The 15,231-nt window shown below is 65.3% G+C and carries 12 protein-coding genes; 9 read left to right on the plus strand and 3 right to left on the minus strand.

Features of this window, described 5'->3' with window-relative positions; genetic code table 11:
• Positions 1–94 precede the first annotated feature (94 nt).
• From ON00_RS07265 to ON00_RS07285, 5 genes are all read left to right on the plus strand, one after another.
• Complete coding sequence (locus ON00_RS07265) at positions 95–1,483, plus strand: TIGR03013 family XrtA/PEP-CTERM system glycosyltransferase (RefSeq protein WP_010404468.1); 1,389 nt, start codon at positions 95–97, stop codon at positions 1,481–1,483.
• 4 nt (positions 1,484–1,487) lie between these two features.
• On the plus strand, positions 1,488–3,539 hold the full coding sequence (prsK, locus tag ON00_RS07270) for an XrtA/PEP-CTERM system histidine kinase PrsK (protein ID WP_010404469.1): 2,052 nt from the start codon (positions 1,488–1,490) through the stop codon (positions 3,537–3,539).
• On the plus strand, positions 3,536–4,885 hold the full coding sequence (gene prsR, locus ON00_RS07275) for a PEP-CTERM-box response regulator transcription factor (RefSeq protein WP_010404471.1): 1,350 nt from the start codon (positions 3,536–3,538) through the stop codon (positions 4,883–4,885). Before prsK ends, prsR begins: the two co-directional genes overlap by 4 nt.
• Entirely contained in the window at positions 4,878–6,923 is a 2,046-nt protein-coding gene (locus ON00_RS07280; RefSeq protein WP_010404472.1) for a tetratricopeptide repeat protein, read from the plus strand. The genes prsR and ON00_RS07280 overlap by 8 nt, the downstream gene beginning before the upstream one ends.
• A gap of 117 nt (positions 6,924–7,040) precedes the next feature.
• Positions 7,041–7,853, plus strand: coding sequence for a DUF815 domain-containing protein (locus ON00_RS07285; protein WP_010404473.1), 813 nt, complete (start codon positions 7,041–7,043; stop codon positions 7,851–7,853).
• Positions 7,854–7,999: 146 nt separating this feature from the next.
• Here ON00_RS07285 and ON00_RS07290 read toward each other — a convergent pair whose 3' ends face one another.
• Entirely contained in the window at positions 8,000–9,790 is a 1,791-nt protein-coding gene (locus tag ON00_RS07290) for an ABC-F family ATP-binding cassette domain-containing protein (protein WP_010404474.1), read from the minus strand.
• A 271-nt stretch (positions 9,791–10,061) separates the two neighbouring features.
• On the opposite strand from ON00_RS07290, the gene ON00_RS07295 reads away from it, so the two are divergent.
• From ON00_RS07295 to ON00_RS07310, 4 genes are read left to right on the plus strand one after another with little or no spacing between them, the layout of a single operon-like run.
• A complete protein-coding gene (locus tag ON00_RS07295; RefSeq protein WP_029622510.1) occupies positions 10,062–10,367 on the plus strand; it encodes a PepSY domain-containing protein in 306 nt (101 codons plus the stop codon).
• A gap of 32 nt (positions 10,368–10,399) precedes the next feature.
• A complete protein-coding gene (locus ON00_RS07300; protein WP_010404476.1) occupies positions 10,400–11,065 on the plus strand; it encodes a response regulator transcription factor in 666 nt (221 codons plus the stop codon).
• Entirely contained in the window at positions 11,065–12,540 is a 1,476-nt protein-coding gene (locus tag ON00_RS07305; RefSeq protein WP_010404478.1) for a sensor histidine kinase, read from the plus strand. The genes ON00_RS07300 and ON00_RS07305 overlap by 1 nt, the downstream gene beginning before the upstream one ends.
• A gap of 55 nt (positions 12,541–12,595) precedes the next feature.
• The gene (locus tag ON00_RS07310; protein ID WP_010404480.1) at positions 12,596–13,198 is read left to right on the plus strand and encodes an HAD family hydrolase; all 603 of its coding nucleotides are present in this window, start codon (positions 12,596–12,598) and stop codon (positions 13,196–13,198) included.
• Between the two features lie 35 nt (positions 13,199–13,233).
• Here ON00_RS07310 and ON00_RS07315 read toward each other — a convergent pair whose 3' ends face one another.
• Both ON00_RS07315 and ON00_RS07320 read right to left on the minus strand, forming a co-directional pair.
• Positions 13,234–14,013, minus strand: a complete 780-nt coding sequence (locus ON00_RS07315) for a TIGR00266 family protein (protein ID WP_010404483.1) — start codon at positions 14,011–14,013, stop codon at positions 13,234–13,236.
• A gap of 173 nt (positions 14,014–14,186) precedes the next feature.
• Positions 14,187–15,185 carry an LLM class flavin-dependent oxidoreductase gene (locus ON00_RS07320; protein ID WP_010404486.1) on the minus strand — a complete coding sequence of 333 codons (999 nt, stop codon included), beginning with the start codon at positions 15,183–15,185 and terminating at the stop codon, positions 14,187–14,189.
• Between the last annotated feature and the right edge of the window lie 46 nt (positions 15,186–15,231).

Raw genomic sequence — 15,231 nt, forward strand, 5'->3', positions numbered from 1 at the left:
GTTCAACCTTTCTTTGCCAATTTCTGCGACAGCAGCTTGCCCCTGTCGGATTTGTTTACACCGCTATCGGGAAGGCGGACGAGGTACGGCATCAATGATCAGGCTGTTCAAACATTATATTCCCAACGCGGTGCTCTTGCTGGGGCTGTTCGATCTCGTCCTGCTGGTCGTGGCGGGGGAGCTCGGATATTCGATGCGGATGCGCCAGGTCGCGATGCCGCTGACGCCGATGCATATGCGGATTCCGCAATTGCTGACCTTCGCCGGATCGCTGGAAATGGCGATGATCGCGGTGGGCGTATATGGAGCGGGGGCGCTGCAATCACTGCGCTATGCAACGGCGCGGCTGCTGGTCGCCATTTCGCTCGGCGTCATCTTCCTCAGCGTTATCTATTTCATCGTGCCCGCCGCCACCTTTTGGCGGTCTAACCTGCTCTACGGCATGGGCGTGGCGGCGATCCTTTTGATCGCATTACGCATATTGCTGGGCAAGACGCTGGGCGGACAGGTGTTTAAGCGGCGCGTGGTCGTGCTCGGCGCGGGCGCGCGGGCGGCACGGCTGAAGGCCTTGGCGCAAGCCCCGGGCGCTGGCTTCGCGGTGGTCGGCTATGTCTCGATGAGCGAGCCTGCGCGGGTCATCCCCGAGGCGATCGCACGCGATGCGATCTATAACCTTGCCGACCATGTCGTGCTGCTCAACGCGAGTGAAGTGGTGATGGCGCTCGAGGAGCGCCGCAACGCCCTGCCGCTGAAGGATCTGCTGCGGATCAAGACGACGGGCGTGCACGTCAACGAAATCTCGACCTTCCTCGAACGCGAAACCGGCAGGGTCGACTTGCAAAGCGTCAATCCGAGCTGGCTGATCTTTTCAGACGGTTTTTCGTCGGGTCGGATGCTCTCCAGCATGTTCAAGCGGATCTTTGATATCGTCGCCAGCCTGCTGTTGCTGACGTTAACGCTCCCGCTGATTCTCATCACCGCGATCGCCATCAAGATCGAGAGCAAAGGCCCCGCTTTCTATCGTCAACGCCGCGTCGGCCTGTACAGCGTCGGGTTCGATTGCGTGAAATTGCGCTCGATGCGGCAGGATGCCGAGGTCGCGGGCCAAGCGGTGTGGGCCGAGAAAGACGATCCCCGGATCACGCGCATTGGCCGTATCATCCGCAAGCTCCGCATCGATGAGCTGCCACAGACCTGGTCGGTGCTGAAGGGCGAGATGAGTTTTGTCGGGCCGCGCCCCGAACGACCGCAATTTGTCGAGGATCTCGAACAGCAAATCCCCTATTATGCCGAGCGGCACATGGTGAAGCCGGGTATCACCGGCTGGGCGCAGATCAACTATCCTTACGGCGCGTCGATCGAGGATTCGCGGCAGAAGCTCGAATACGATCTCTATTATGCCAAGAATTATTCGCCGTTTCTCGATCTGTTGATCCTACTGCAAACGGTGCGTGTGGTCTTGTGGCCAGAAGGCGCGCGCTGATCCCGTGAGCGCGCTCGCCACCCTGATCCTGTGGAGCCACGCCCTGGCCGCCTTGCTGTTTGCGGGCGTCGCCCTCACGCGGCTGCACGATGCCGGCACCGCGCTGCCCCGGTTGACCTTCGTCATAGCGCTGGGCAGCACCGCCTTATGGGCATTGGCGGTCGCCGGGATTGACACCACCGACGTCGTGACGCGACTGACCGAGGCGGCGCGTAACCTCGCGTGGCTCGGCTTTATGTATGCGCTGGTCCGGCGCGGGGGGACGGGCCCCGAACACACCGCGATTTCGATTATCTATGGTCTGGTCGCCGTGCTTGTTCTGGCGGGGGCCACGCTGACGGTGATCGAGCCGACCATCGCCACGGAGACGGGTTCGCAAGTGGCGGCAGTGCGAGCCGTGTGGCGGATGATGATTGCGATCGGGGCCTTGCTGCTGCTGCATCACCTCTATTCGGCGGTAACGCCGCGCGCACGCGGCGGCATCCGCCTGGCCGTTCTTGCACTGACCGCGATGTGGAGCATCGATCTGCTGCTTTCCGCCGCCGCTTATGCGTTCAGCCCCTGGTATGGCGGCCTGGTCGCCGCGCGTGGCATTGTTATGGTGCTGGCAGCCCCCCTGTTTGCGATCGCTGTGCAGCGCAACGGCGACTGGACGCTGCAACTGTCGCGCACCGTTGCCTGGCAGACGCTGACCTTTGCCGTCATGCTGCTCTACACAGCGGCGATGCTGCTGGCGACCAGCGCCATCGCCAGCATCAGCGGCGACAATGCGCGGCTGTGGCAAACCGCCTTCGTGTTCGGATCGACTGCGGCGGGGCTGACCATCCTTTCCTCCCCCTGGTTGCGCGCCTGGGCCAAAGTGAAGGTGTCCAAACATTTCTTCCGCCACCGCTATGATTACCGGGCGGAATGGACGCGCTTTACCGATACCCTCGGCAAACCCGACGGGGCGGCCCCGCTCGACCAGCGTATCGTAAAGGCCATCGCCGATCTTACCGATTCACCCGCCGGATTGTTGCTCGTGCCCGACGGCGATGGGCTTGGCGTCGGCACCGGATGGCGCTGGGATGCTCCCACCGGCGGTGCCGATGCACGGCTGGTCACGCATCTGTCCAAAAGCGGCCGGATCGTCGAACTCGACACCGTCCGCGCTGACAAAGCCGATCCGGTAGAGGCCGTCAGCATCCCGATCTGGATGCTGGACGGCGATGCCTGGGCGGTGGTGCCGCTAACGCATCTCGATCGTTTACAGGGCGCGATCGTGCTGGCGCGCCCGCCACTCGACCGCCCGCTCGACTGGGAGGATTTCGACCTGCTGCGGATCGCCGGGCGGCACGTTGCGAGCTATCTCGCCGAAGCCAGGGCACAGGACGCGCTGGCCGAGGCCGAGCGCTTCGACGAATTCAACCGCCGCTTTGCCTTCATTCTGCACGACATCAAGAATTTGGTCAGCCAGCTGACGCTCGTCGCCCGCAATGCCGAGCGTCATGCCGACAATCCCGACTTTCGCGCCGACATGATCGCGACATTGCAGGACTCGGCGGCGCGCATGAACGACTTGCTCGCCCGGCTATCGCAGCAACACCGCGCCCGGGCCGAGGTTCTGCGCCCGGTCGACCTGCTGCCGCTGGCCGAGACGGTTGCACGGGGGAAGCGCGTCCAGCATCCCGTCGTCGTGATCGGCCCCAAGGCCCTGTTCGCCCAGGCGGACCCCGCGCGCGTCGAACAAGTGCTTGGCCATCTCGTGCAGAACGCCATCGACGCCAGTCCGCCAGCGGAACCGGTCACCATCGCGGCGTCGGCGACGGATGCTACGGTCTCGCTCACGGTAATCGACCAGGGCTCCGGGATGAGCCCGGCCTTTGTGCGCGACCAATTGTTCAAGCCGTTCGTCTCGACCAAGCCCGGCGGCTTCGGCATCGGCGCGTTCGAGGCGAAGCAACTTGCCGAGGCGATGGGCGGCAGCGTCGCCGTCGACAGTCGCGAAGGCGTCGGCACCAGCTTTTGCCTTACCTTGCCGACCGCGCACGCGCGCACCCTGGAACAGGCCGCATGACCGACAAACCCAAGCTGCTGATCGTCGAGGATGATTTGGGCCTCCAGCGCCAGCTCCGCTGGGCGTACGAAGGGTATGAGGTGCTGACCGCGATCGACCGTGCCACCGCACTCGATGCGGTGCGCGCGGCCGAGCCCGCCGTGGTGACGCTCGACCTCGGCCTGCCGCCCGACGCGGACGGCACCAGCGAAGGGTTCGCCACGCTCGCCGAAATCCTGCGCTTGAAACCCGATACCAAGGTGATTGTCGCCTCCGGCCACGGCGCGCGAGAGAGCGCGTTGCAGGCGATTGCCGATGGCGCATGGGATTTTTACGCCAAGCCGATCGAGATTGATGCGCTTGGGCTGATCGTTGCGCGTGCGTTCCACGTCCATGCGCTGGAAGCGGAAAATCGCCGCCTCGCTACGCGCGCGACGGGCACCGCGCTGGGCGGCATGATCACCGCCAGCCCGGAAATGCTGAAGGTCACCCGCACGATCGAACGCGTGGCGGGGGCCGATGTTTCGGTCATGCTGCTCGGTGCCAGCGGGACCGGCAAAGAAGTGCTCGCGCGCGGGCTGCATGACAGCAGCCCGCGCCGCGGCGGTGCCTTTGTCGCGATCAATTGCGCCGCGATCCCCGAAACGCTGCTTGAAAGCGAACTGTTCGGACATGAGAAGGGCGCCTTTACCGGCGCGATCAAGACCACCGAGGGGAAGATCGAACAGGCCGCGGGCGGCACGCTGTTCCTCGATGAAATCGGCGACGTGCCGCTGCCGCTGCAAGTGAAATTGCTGCGTTTCCTGCAGGAGCGCACGATCGAGCGGATCGGCGGGCGCAAGGCGATTGCCGTCGATACCCGGATCGTCTGCGCCACCCATCAGGATGTCGATGCGATGGTCGCCTCGGGCAGCTTTCGCGAGGATCTCTATTACCGTCTGGCCGAAATCGTCGTCCGCATCCCCTCGCTGGCGGAACGCAGTGGCGACGCGGTGTTGCTGGCGCAGCATTTCCTGAAGAGTTACGCCAAATCGATGCACGCCGCCGTGACCGGTCTGTCGCCCGATGCGCGTGCCGCGATTGCCGCATGGGGTTGGCCGGGCAATGTCCGCGAGCTGGAAAACCGCATGAAGCGGGCGGTCATCATGGCCGAGGGCAAGCTAGTCACCGCCGCCGATCTCGATCTGGCGGAAGGCGCGGCCGAATTGCCGCTCAACCTGCGCGCCGCGCGCGAAAGCGCCGATCGCTCGGCGATTGCGCAGGCGCTCGCCCGCGCCGAGGGTAACATTTCGAATACCGCCAAGCTGCTAGGGGTCAGCCGACCGACCCTGTACGATTTGCTGAAGAGCTACGATCTCCATGCGTAAATCCCTTTCGATTGCCATCGGCACCTTCGCCGCGATGACCAGCGCCGCCTTGATCGCGGTTGCGGCAACCGGCCCCGCCCATGCCGATGCGTCGACCGCGCGCACCGAACTTGCGCTGAGCGCGCGCTTGCTCAAGGCCGGCAATTACAGCGCCGCGCGCAGACACGCCCAGGCCGCGATCAAGGCCGATCCAAGCTGGGGCCTCGCCCATGCGATGCTCGCGCGCAGCTTCCTGGCGATTGGCGACGGGGTCGCAGCGGAGGGCGAACTCGGCCGCGCGCGCGACAACGGTTTCGACCCGGCCCGGGCACACCAGCTCTACGCCCATGCGTGGTTGCTGCAGGGTGATCCCAACCGCGCGCTGACCGAAGCCGCCAAAGCGGGGACACCTTATGCCGGCTATGCCATCCGCATCGGCGCGCGCGCGCTGGCGGCGCAAGGCGACATGGCCGGCGCACAAGCCGCGCTCGGCACCGTGCTCGCCGATGCGCCCAAGGACAGTTTTGCGTGGTCCGACCTCGGGCGCATCAAATATCAGGCGGGGGACATTGCGGGGGCGATCGACGCGGCGCAGCGCGCGGTCGATCTCGATGCCAACAATGTCGAGGCGATCACGCTGCGCGGGGAGCTGGTGCGCGGCCAATATGGCTTGGTCGCCGCGCTGCCATGGTTCGAAAAGGCGCTGGGGCATGACGCATATTATCATCCCGCATTGATCGAATATGCCGCCACGCTGGGCGATGTCGGGCGCTATACCGATATGCTGGCGGCGACGCGCAAGGCCCTGGCCGCGCGGCCGGACAGCCCGCAGGCGCTGTACCTTCAGGCGGTGCTGGCAGCGCGCGCGGGCAAGGACGATCTCGCCCGCACCCTGCTCGCGCGCACCGGTGGACACTTGGACGCTATGCCCGGCGCGCGGCTGTTGTCGGGGACTTTGGCCTATAAAGCGGGGGCGTATCAGCAGGCGATCGACGATTGGCGTGTGCTGGTGGGGCAGCAGCCGACCAACATCACCGCGCGCCGCCTGCTGGGGACGGCGTTGCTGCGCTCGGGCGATCCGCAGGGTGCGCTCGAGGTGTTGCGCCCGGTCGCGCTGCGCGCCGATGCCGACAGCTATACGCTGGCATTGGTGGCGCGCGCCTTTGAACAAACCGGGGAGCGTGATTGGGCTGCGAAATATCTCGATCGCTCGGCCATGCCCAGCGCGGTCGGCTCGGCACCGTTTGGCATCGATGACGGATTGTCGGCGCTGAGCGACGCTGCCAGCACAGCCCCTGCGGAACCGGTCGCGCAACTCGCATTGATCCGCGGGCTGATCGAGGCGGGCGATGGTGGCGCGGCGCTGGCCAAGGCGCAGGCGCTGGTGCGGCTGACGCCGGGTGCCCCGCCTGCTTATATCGCGCTCGGCGATACATTGATGGCGGTGAACCGTTATGGCGACGCCGCCGACGCCTATCGCCATGCCGCCGACCTGCGCTTTGACGAACCGACCCTGCTCCGCGTGGTCGATGCGCTGGATCACGCCAACCGGCGCGCCGAGGCGGGCAAGGTGCTGGCGCTGTTCGCCTCGCAAAACCCGCAAAACATCACCGCGCGACGCTTGATCGGCCATTGGCAGATCGCAGCGCAGGATTGGGATGCCGCGATCGACACGCTGGAGGATCTGCGCGGGCGCATCGGTGACCGCGATGCCGCACTGCTCGCAGAACTGTCCTATGCTTATACCGGAGCCGGGGATGCCGACACCGGCATGGTCTATGGCAAGGCCGCCTATGCGCTCGCACCGATGAACCCGGCGACGAGCGATGCCTATGGCTGGGCGCTATACCAACAGGGCAAGAGCGAACCCGCGCTGCAATTGCTGGAAAAAGCGGCGTCGATCGCGCCCGGCCGCGCCGATCTGCGCTGGCATTTGGGGCAGGCCTATGCCGATCTCGACCGCACCGCCGAAGCCGCGACGCAAATGCGCGCAGCGCTCGCCGATCCCGCCTTTGGCGACCGCGTGGCAGCGGCAGCCGCGCTTAAGGCGTTGGGATAAAGCAGCCGCAATCCTTCGTCCTCCCCTCCCTGAAAGGGAGGGGAGGAGGAAGCAACCGCCCAGCTCAGCCGGCACCGCGTTTGCCAGCACAGGGGGTGCGCGGCTAACACCGCGCGCATGACCGATCCTCTCGCCCGCATCGCTGCCGCGCTCGAACGGCTGGCCCCGCCGCCACCCGCCAGCGCCGATCCGCTGGCGCACCCGGCCTATGTCTGGCGCGGCGCGGTGTTGGAACCGGTGCGCGATTTCCGCCCCTTGCCGCTCGACCGTCTGCACGGCATCGACGCGCAAAGGGCCGCGATGCACGCCAATGCCCGCCATCTGGCAGATGGAGCGGCGGCGCATGACGTGCTGCTGTGGGGCGCGCGCGGCACCGGCAAATCGGCACTGGTCAAGGCCATGACGGGCGCGGTGCAGACGGAGGGCGGCGCGCTGGCGCTGATCGAGGTCGTCACCACGCAGCTAGAGACCCTGCCCGCTTTGTTCGCGCAGATTGCCGCTGTACCGCGTGCCTTCCTATTGTTCCTCGACGATCTCGGCTTCGATGCCGCCGCCGATGGGCGCGCTTTGCGCTCGATGCTCGATGGCGGGGCAGAGGCACGGCCCGCCAATGCCCGCCTCGTCGTCACCTCGAACCGCCGCCATCTGGTGCCGCGCGAGATGATCGACCAGCCGACCGCCGTAAACCCGCGCGACGCCGCAGACGATGCGCTGGCGCTCGCCGATCGCTTCGGGCTCAGCCTCGGCTTCCATGTCGTCGACCAGGACGGCTATCTCGCGATCGTCGCGGGATATGCGCAGGCTTATGATTTGCCGTTCGATCCGGTCGATGCGGTCGGCTGGGCAACGCGGCGCGGTGCCCGTTCGGGCCGCGTGGCCTGGCATTACATCGTCGATCTCGCGGGCCGAAACGGGCGATCGCTAACCTAATCCTCCCCGGCACGGGGAGGGGGACCCTGAGCATTCAGCGAAGGGTGGAGGGAGCTCTCAACAAGCGCTCCGCCCGTGGCAGCCCCCCTCCACCATCCGGCTAAAGAAGCCGGATGGTCCCCCTCCCCGTTCCGGGGAGGATCGAACTATCCCAGTGCCTCCACCATCTCGGCCAGTTCCAGCCAGCGCAATTCCGCCGCGTTCTTGTCTTCCTGCGCCTGGCCGATCGCTTCCATCAGCCGCTCGAACAAAGCCGGGTCGCGCGTGTAGAGATCGGGGTCTTCCAGCAGCGCCTGGTCGCGCGCAATCGCCGCGTCGAGCGCCTCGATCCGCTTGGGCAGCAATTCGTAATCGCGCTGGTCCTTGTACGTCAGCTTCGCCTTGCTCCCCGGGGCCGCCGCCGGGGCCGCAGAAGTCGCATTCCTGGCGATCGCGCCGCGCTTGGTCGGCGCATTGGCCTTGCGGCGGCGCTCCCAATCCTCATAGCCGCCCGCCACGACATCGACCGTGCCCGAGCCGTCGAGCCCGAGCGTGATCGTCACCGTGCGATCGAGAAAGTCGCGGTCATGGCTGACGATCAGCACCGTGCCATCATAATCGCCGATCACATCCTGCAGCAGATCGAGCGTTTCGAGGTCGAGATCGTTGGTCGGCTCGTCCAGCACCAGCAAATTGGACGGCTTGGCAAATTCGCGCGCCAGCAACAGGCGCGAGCGCTCGCCACCCGACAATGTGCCGATCTTGGCATCGAGCACGCCCGGCTCGAACAGGAATTCCTTCAAATAGCCAACGACATGCTTGCGAATGCCCTGCACCTCGATCCAGTCGCCGCCATCGGCGAGCACGTCGCGGATCGTCTTGTCGGGCGCCATCTTGCTGCGCTGCTGGTCGATCACGATGCGTTCGATCGTCTTGGCGAAGCGGATCGTGCCGCTATCGGGCTCCAATTCACCGGTCAGCAGCTTGAGCAGCGTCGATTTACCCGCACCGTTCGCGCCGACGATGCCGATGCGGTCCTTGCGCGTCACGCGCAGCGACAAATCGCGGATGATGGTGCGGTCGCCAAACGCCTTGGAGATATGCTTGGCGTCGATCACCACCTTGGAGCGCGCGTCATCGCTGCCGATGGTGAGGTTGGCCGACCCCTGCGGCCCGACCATCGCCGCGCGTTCGGCGCGCATCTCGACCAGCTTGGTCAAGCGGCCCTGGTTGCGCTTGCGCCGCCCGGTGACGCCGCGCAGCAGCCAATGCTCCTCCAGCTTCAGCTTGGCGTCGAGCTTCTCGGCATTGCGCTGTTCGTCGGCATAGACTTGCTCGGTCCACGCGTCGAAGCCGCCAAAGCCGATTTCGGCGCGCCGCAAATTGCCGCGGTCCATCCACAAGGTCTGCTTGGTCAGCTTGGTCAGGAAGGTGCGGTCATGGCTGATCACGACAAAGGCACCGCGAAAACGCTGGAGCCATTCCTCGATCCATTCGATCGCGCCAATGTCGAGATGGTTGGTCGGCTCGTCGAGCAGCAGCACATCGGGGTTCTGCGCAAAGGCACGCACGATCGCCGCACGACGCCGCTCGCCGCCCGAGGCCTTGGCCGCTTCGCGCGTCAGATCGATGCCAAGCTGGTCGGCAATCGCCTCGGCTTCATAGCGCTGCGGCGCATCGTCGCCCGCCAGCACATAATCGGCGAGCGTGGCAAAGCCGGTCATCGCCGGTTCCTGCTCGAGCTGGATCACGCGCGTGCCGGGCACGATCGTGCGCCGCCCCTCGTCGGAATCGATCTTGCCGCCGAGCAATTTGAGCAGCGTCGTCTTGCCCGCGCCATTACGCCCGATCAGCGCCAGCCGGTCGCGCGGCCCGATATGAATATCGAGCCCACGGAACAACCAGCCCGAGCCTTGAATGACGCCGAGATTTTCATATGCGAGAATTGGTGCAGCCATGAGGGGGGGCGTTACGGGGATAGGCGCTTGCGAGCAAGCCGGGATACCCCGCTCCCATCGGGAGAGGGAGGGGCCCGCCGCGAAGCGGTGGGAGGGTGAGGGTGATCCGCTATGCGGCGTGCACCCAGATCACCCTCATCCGGCGCTTCGCGCCACCTTCTCCCCCAGGGAGAAGGATTGAAACCGGCCCCAGGCGAGTCCGTCGGGCAAAGCCGACTGCCGCCTTTCGCCATTCACAGGCTGTTCAACGCTGCCTGCCTATGCCAATCCCATGACAATGCTCCTACCCATCCTGCTCGGACTGGCGACCGCGACGGCACCGCTGCCGGCCGACGGCGTGCAACTCCAGCGCGCGGATCAGCGTGAGGCGTGGCGCGCGCGCCAGGAAGGCCGCATCCTTCCGCTCAAGGAAATCGAAGCGCGCGTGTTGCCATCGATGCGCGGCAGCCAGTATCTCGGCTTTGATTTCGAACCCGATCGCGGGATTTACACGCTCAAGTTCCTGCGCGATGGAACCGTCATCTGGGTCGAGGTGGACGGGCGTTCCGGCCAGATCCTCGGCCGCACCAGCAACTAAGCGCGGCCAGCGCCGTCCTAAGGGGAACTTTCATGCGTGTTCTGATCGTCGAGGATGAACCCAATCTCGGCCAGCAATTGAAGGCGACGCTGGAAGGTGCGGGCTATGCGATCGACCTCGCCACCGATGGCGAGGAAGGCCATTTCATGGGCTCGACCGAGAATTATGATGCGATCATCCTCGATCTCGGCCTGCCCGAAATTGACGGCCTCACCGTGCTCGATCGCTGGCGCAAGGAAGGCCGCACCGCACCGGTGCTGGTGCTGACGGCGCGCGACAGCTGGTCCGATAAGGTCGCCGGGCTCGACGCCGGGGCCGACGATTATGTCGCCAAGCCGTTCCAGTCGGAGGAATTGATCGCCCGCCTGCGCGCGCTCATCCGCCGCGCCTCGGGCAATGCCTCGTCGGAACTGACCGCGGGCGATGTGCGGCTCGATACGCGCAGCGGCAAGGTCACGCTCGCTGGCGAACCGGTCAAGATGACCGCGCAGGAATATAAATTGCTCAGCTATCTGCTCCACCACAAGGGCAAGGTGGTCAGCCGCACCGAGCTGATCGAGCATATTTACGACCAGGATTTCGACCGCGATTCGAACACGATCGAAGTGTTCGTAACCCGCATCCGCAAAAAGCTCGGCCAGGACGTGATCACCACCATTCGCGGCCTTGGCTACAGCCTTGAAGATCCGGATGCATAATGGCTGACGCGCCGGGCACGGAGATCGTCGTCGTCCCGGCGAGCGAAGGCGCGGTGGCGCACGAGCATGTGCCCCCGCCCTTGCCGCCGCTCGACACCGAGCCGCGCGCGACGATCGCGACGCGCACCACCGGATCGCTCAGCCGCCGCATGATCCTGATCGCGGCGGGCTGGATTCTGCTGCTGCTGACCGGCGGCGGCTTCGCGCTGGACCGCGTGCTGACCACCGCGATCACCCAGAATTTCGACGATCAGCTCGAATATGTGCTGACCGCGTTGATCGTGTCGGCGGAAATCGGCCCGCAAGGCGAAGTGTTCAACAATCGCGAACTGGCCGACCAGCGCTTCCTCGAACCCAATTCGGGCCTGTATTACCAGATCAGCGCGCCGGGGCAGGAGCCCTATCCGTCGCGCTCTTTATGGGACCGCCGCCTCGCTTATGGCAGCGCGCATAATGATCTGGGCATCCATGCCTATGATAGCGACCAGTTCGTCGATCCCACGACCGACAACCCCGAGCGGCTGCGCATCGTCGAACGCGACGCAACGCTGCCCGGCTCGAAAGTGCGCTGGCGCTTCCAGGTCGCACAGAATCGCGAGGGGCTCGACGCGCAGATCAAGGTGTTGCGCAAGACGCTGGTGCGCAGCTTCGCGCTGCTCGGCTTTGGCTTGATCGTGATGGCGGCGCTGCAGACCTTTTACGGGCTGTGGCCGCTGCGCAAGGTGCGCGAGGAAATCGCCCGGATGCGCGCGGGCAAATCGCGCCAGATCGAACGGCCGATGCCGATCGAAGTCGCGCCGATGGTCGAGGAACTGAACGGGCTGATCGCGCATAACGAGCGCCAGGCCGAGGAAGCGCGCCGCCACGCCGGTAACCTCGCCCACGCGCTCAAAACGCCGCTGACCGTTATCATGAACGCCGCCACCGCTAACGCCGACGATCTGGGCGAAACCGTGGTGCGCGAAGCGCGGACGATGCGCCGCCAGGTCGACCACCACCTCGCCCGCGCCCGCGCCGTCGGCAGGCGTGGGTCGGCGCATAGCCGGGCGGACGTGTGGCCAAGCCTCGAATCGGTCGAGCGCGCGGTCGGCGTGCTCTATCGCCACGTCCGCATCGACACCGATGGCCCCAAGGATCTGCAAGTCCATGTCGAGCGGCAGGATCTCGACGAAATGCTCGGCAATCTGATCGAGAATGCCGCGAAATATGGCGGCGGCAGCGTGTTCGTCACCGTGTCCAAGCATTCGGGCTTCGTCGAATTTTTGATCGAGGATGACGGCGTCGGCATCCCCGAGGAACAACGCATCCGCATCTTCGATCGCGGCGTGCGGCTCGATTCCGGCAAGCCCGGCACCGGCCTTGGCATGGCGATCGTCCGCGACGTGGCGGAGATTTACGAAGGCACGGTGTCGCTGGAAGAAAGCGAGGATCTGGGCGGGTTGCTGGTGCGGTTGCGGCTGCCGGCGGCGAATTGATGTCCCTCCAGCGATCGTTGATAATAGCAAAGCGTGCCCGACCTCGGTCTAGCCGATGACGATCAAGGCGATCATGGTCGACGTTGATGGTGTGCTAATCGTCCATCCCGATCAGCGCGGGTGGACCGTCAATCTCGAACGCGATCTCGGCATCCCGTCAACGCAGCTTCAGTCGGCATTTTTCGAGCAGCACTGGGACGACGTGGTACATGGCCGCGCACCGTTGCGCGAACGCCTGACGCCCGTGCTGCAAGAGCACTGGCCCGAGATACGTTGCGACGCTCTGATCGATTATTGGTTCACCAACGACGCTCATTTAAACCACGCCTTGCTGGCTGAACTCGTCTCGATCCGCAACGAGGGTACCGAAGTCCACCTCGCAACGGTGCAGGAACATGAGCGCGCCCGCTACATTTGGGACGCACTCGGCTTACGGACCCGGTTCGACGGCCTGCACTATGCAGCGGAGCTTGGCTGCTCGAAACCAGCAGCGGCATTTTACAAAAGCATTGAAGCGCGCACTGGATTCCGTCCGAACGACCTTTTCCTAATCGACGACAAGCTTGCCAACGTCCAGGGCGCGATTGAACGGGGCTGGAGGTCAGCATTGTGGACGGGTGACGTCACGTTGCGCTCGCTCATCGCCCAGCAAGAATAGGAGCGAACCGCGTCTCGGTCGTCACAACCCACCCCTCACTCATTCCCCAACAACCCGCCGAGCAATCCCCCGACCACCGCGCCCGCCGCACCGCCGCCGACCAGCCGCCCGACGCCCGCCCCCACGCCCACATCGCGGGCTTCGTTACTGGGCAAATGCCGCGCGATTTCCTCGGCCAGGTTCAGGATCGGCATCGATTGCAGCCAGATCTTGCCCGGCCCGGTCAGCGTCGCGAGGAACAGCCCCTCGCCGCCGAACAGGATGTTGCGGAAACCCCGCACCATCTGGATGTCGGTGGAAACGGTCGGCTCCTGCATCCCGATATGCCCGGCATGGACGCGCAGCCGTTCGCCGGGGCTGAGCGTCTTTTCGATCACCTCGCCCGACAGATCGAGGAACACCGTGCCCGGCCCGGTCACGCGCTGCAGGATGAAGCCCTCGCCCGCAAACACCCCCGCGCCGAAGCGCTGCTGAAAGGCGATTTCGAGCGACACCGAATATTCGGCGCACAGGAAGGTTTCCTTGCGGCAAATCAGCGATTCCCCGGCGCGCAGTTCGCGCGCGATGATGGTGCCGGGGAAGCGCGGCGCAAAGGCGACATGGCCGGGGCGCTCCGCCCCATATTCGGTGATAAAGATGCTCCCGCCCGACAGCGCGCGCTTCAATCCTGCGAACAGCCCGCCGCCGGTATGCGTGTCCATCGTGATGCCATCGCTCATCCACGCCATGGCGTGCGTCTGGCTGACGATCCGTTCGCCCGGCGACAGATCGATCGAAACGGTCTGCATGACGGTGCCGGAAATCTCGTAGCGCATCGGGCCATCCTTCGACAGTGATGCACTTATGTAACACAGCTTGAGGGCCGATGAAATACCACCGACGTTCGTCACCCCGGCCTTGTCCCGGGGTCCACCGTGCCACCCATTCTACGGTGGCAGGATACACGTCACGGTGGACCCCGGCACAAGGCCGGGGTGACGACAGCGCGTCAGGCGGCGATGGCGACGTCCTGCATCGCCTGCGCCGTAATTTCCAAACTCCGCTTGCGCGCGCCATGATCATAGATCGCGCTCGCGATCATCAGTTCATCCACCCCGGTGCGCGCGACAAAAGCGGCGATGTCGCGAGCGACCTTGGCCGGGCCGCCGACCGCCGAGCAGGACAGCACATGATCGAGGATCGCCGCCCCCTGCGCGCCCAGGCTCGCACGATACCCCGCGACCGGCGGCGGCAATTGCCGGGGATGGCCGGTGCGCAAGGCGACAAATGCCTGTTGCTGCGAACTCGCCAGCAATTCCGCTTCCTCATCGCTATCGGCGGCGAATACGTTAAAGCCCGCCATCACATAAGGCTTGGCCAGCACCGCCGAAGGCCGGAAGGTGCGGCGATAAATGTCGATCGCCGCCATCAGCGCATCGGGCGCGAAGTGCGAGGCGAAGGCATAAGGCAGGCCCAGCATCGCCGCGAGTTGCGCGCCGAACGTGCTCGATCCCAGGATCCACAAGGACACATCCGCCCCCGCCCCCGGCGTCGCGCGAATGCCGGTCTGGCCGTCATCGGCGAAATAGCTTTGCAGCTCGACCACATCCTGCGGAAAGGCGTTGGCGTCGCTGTCGAGGTTGCGGCGCATCGCGCGCGCGACGATCTGGTCCGATCCCGGCGCGCGGCCCAGCCCCAGGTCGATCCGCCCGGGAAACAGCGCATCCAGCGTGCCGAACTGTTCGGCAATGGCGAGCGGCGCATGGTTGGGCAGCATGATTCCGCCCGCGCCGATGCGGATGGTGGAGGTCGCATTGCCGATATGCGCCAGCACCACCGATGTCGCCGCGCTGGCGATGCCGGTCATGCCGTGATGCTCGGCGGTCCAATAGCGCGTGAAACCGAGCCGTTCGACATGCGCGGCAATGTCGGCGGCATTGGCCAGCGCCTGGGCAACGCTGCCGCCTTCGATGACGGGGACGAGATCGAGCAGGGAATAATGGGTCATAAGAGGGATGTGGGGAGGCCAGCGCGTTCGCGCCACCCCTTCCCGT

It is taken from the genome of Sphingomonas echinoides ATCC 14820 (assembly GCF_000241465.1).
Taxonomy (GTDB): domain Bacteria; phylum Pseudomonadota; class Alphaproteobacteria; order Sphingomonadales; family Sphingomonadaceae; genus Sphingomonas; species Sphingomonas echinoides.

What these genes read in the sequence shown, in the direction of transcription:
- ON00_RS07265 (WP_010404468.1), top strand. Translation starts at nt 95, where the DNA reads ATGATCAGGCTGTTCAAACATTATATTCCCAACGCGGTGCTCTTGCTG.
- prsR (WP_010404471.1), top strand. Translation starts at nt 3,536, where the DNA reads ATGACCGACAAACCCAAGCTGCTGATCGTCGAGGATGATTTGGGCCTC.
- ON00_RS07280 (WP_010404472.1), top strand. Translation starts at nt 4,878, where the DNA reads ATGCGTAAATCCCTTTCGATTGCCATCGGCACCTTCGCCGCGATGACC.
- ON00_RS07285 (WP_010404473.1), top strand. Translation starts at nt 7,041, where the DNA reads ATGACCGATCCTCTCGCCCGCATCGCTGCCGCGCTCGAACGGCTGGCC.
- ON00_RS07290 (WP_010404474.1), bottom strand. Translation starts at nt 9,790, where the DNA reads ATGGCTGCACCAATTCTCGCATATGAAAATCTCGGCGTCATTCAAGGC.
- ON00_RS07295 (WP_029622510.1), top strand. Translation starts at nt 10,062, where the DNA reads ATGACAATGCTCCTACCCATCCTGCTCGGACTGGCGACCGCGACGGCA.
- ON00_RS07300 (WP_010404476.1), top strand. Translation starts at nt 10,400, where the DNA reads ATGCGTGTTCTGATCGTCGAGGATGAACCCAATCTCGGCCAGCAATTG.
- ON00_RS07305 (WP_010404478.1), top strand. Translation starts at nt 11,065, where the DNA reads ATGGCTGACGCGCCGGGCACGGAGATCGTCGTCGTCCCGGCGAGCGAA.
- ON00_RS07310 (WP_010404480.1), top strand. Translation starts at nt 12,596, where the DNA reads ATGACGATCAAGGCGATCATGGTCGACGTTGATGGTGTGCTAATCGTC.
- ON00_RS07315 (WP_010404483.1), bottom strand. Translation starts at nt 14,013, where the DNA reads ATGCGCTACGAGATTTCCGGCACCGTCATGCAGACCGTTTCGATCGAT.
- ON00_RS07320 (WP_010404486.1), bottom strand. Translation starts at nt 15,185, where the DNA reads ATGACCCATTATTCCCTGCTCGATCTCGTCCCCGTCATCGAAGGCGGC.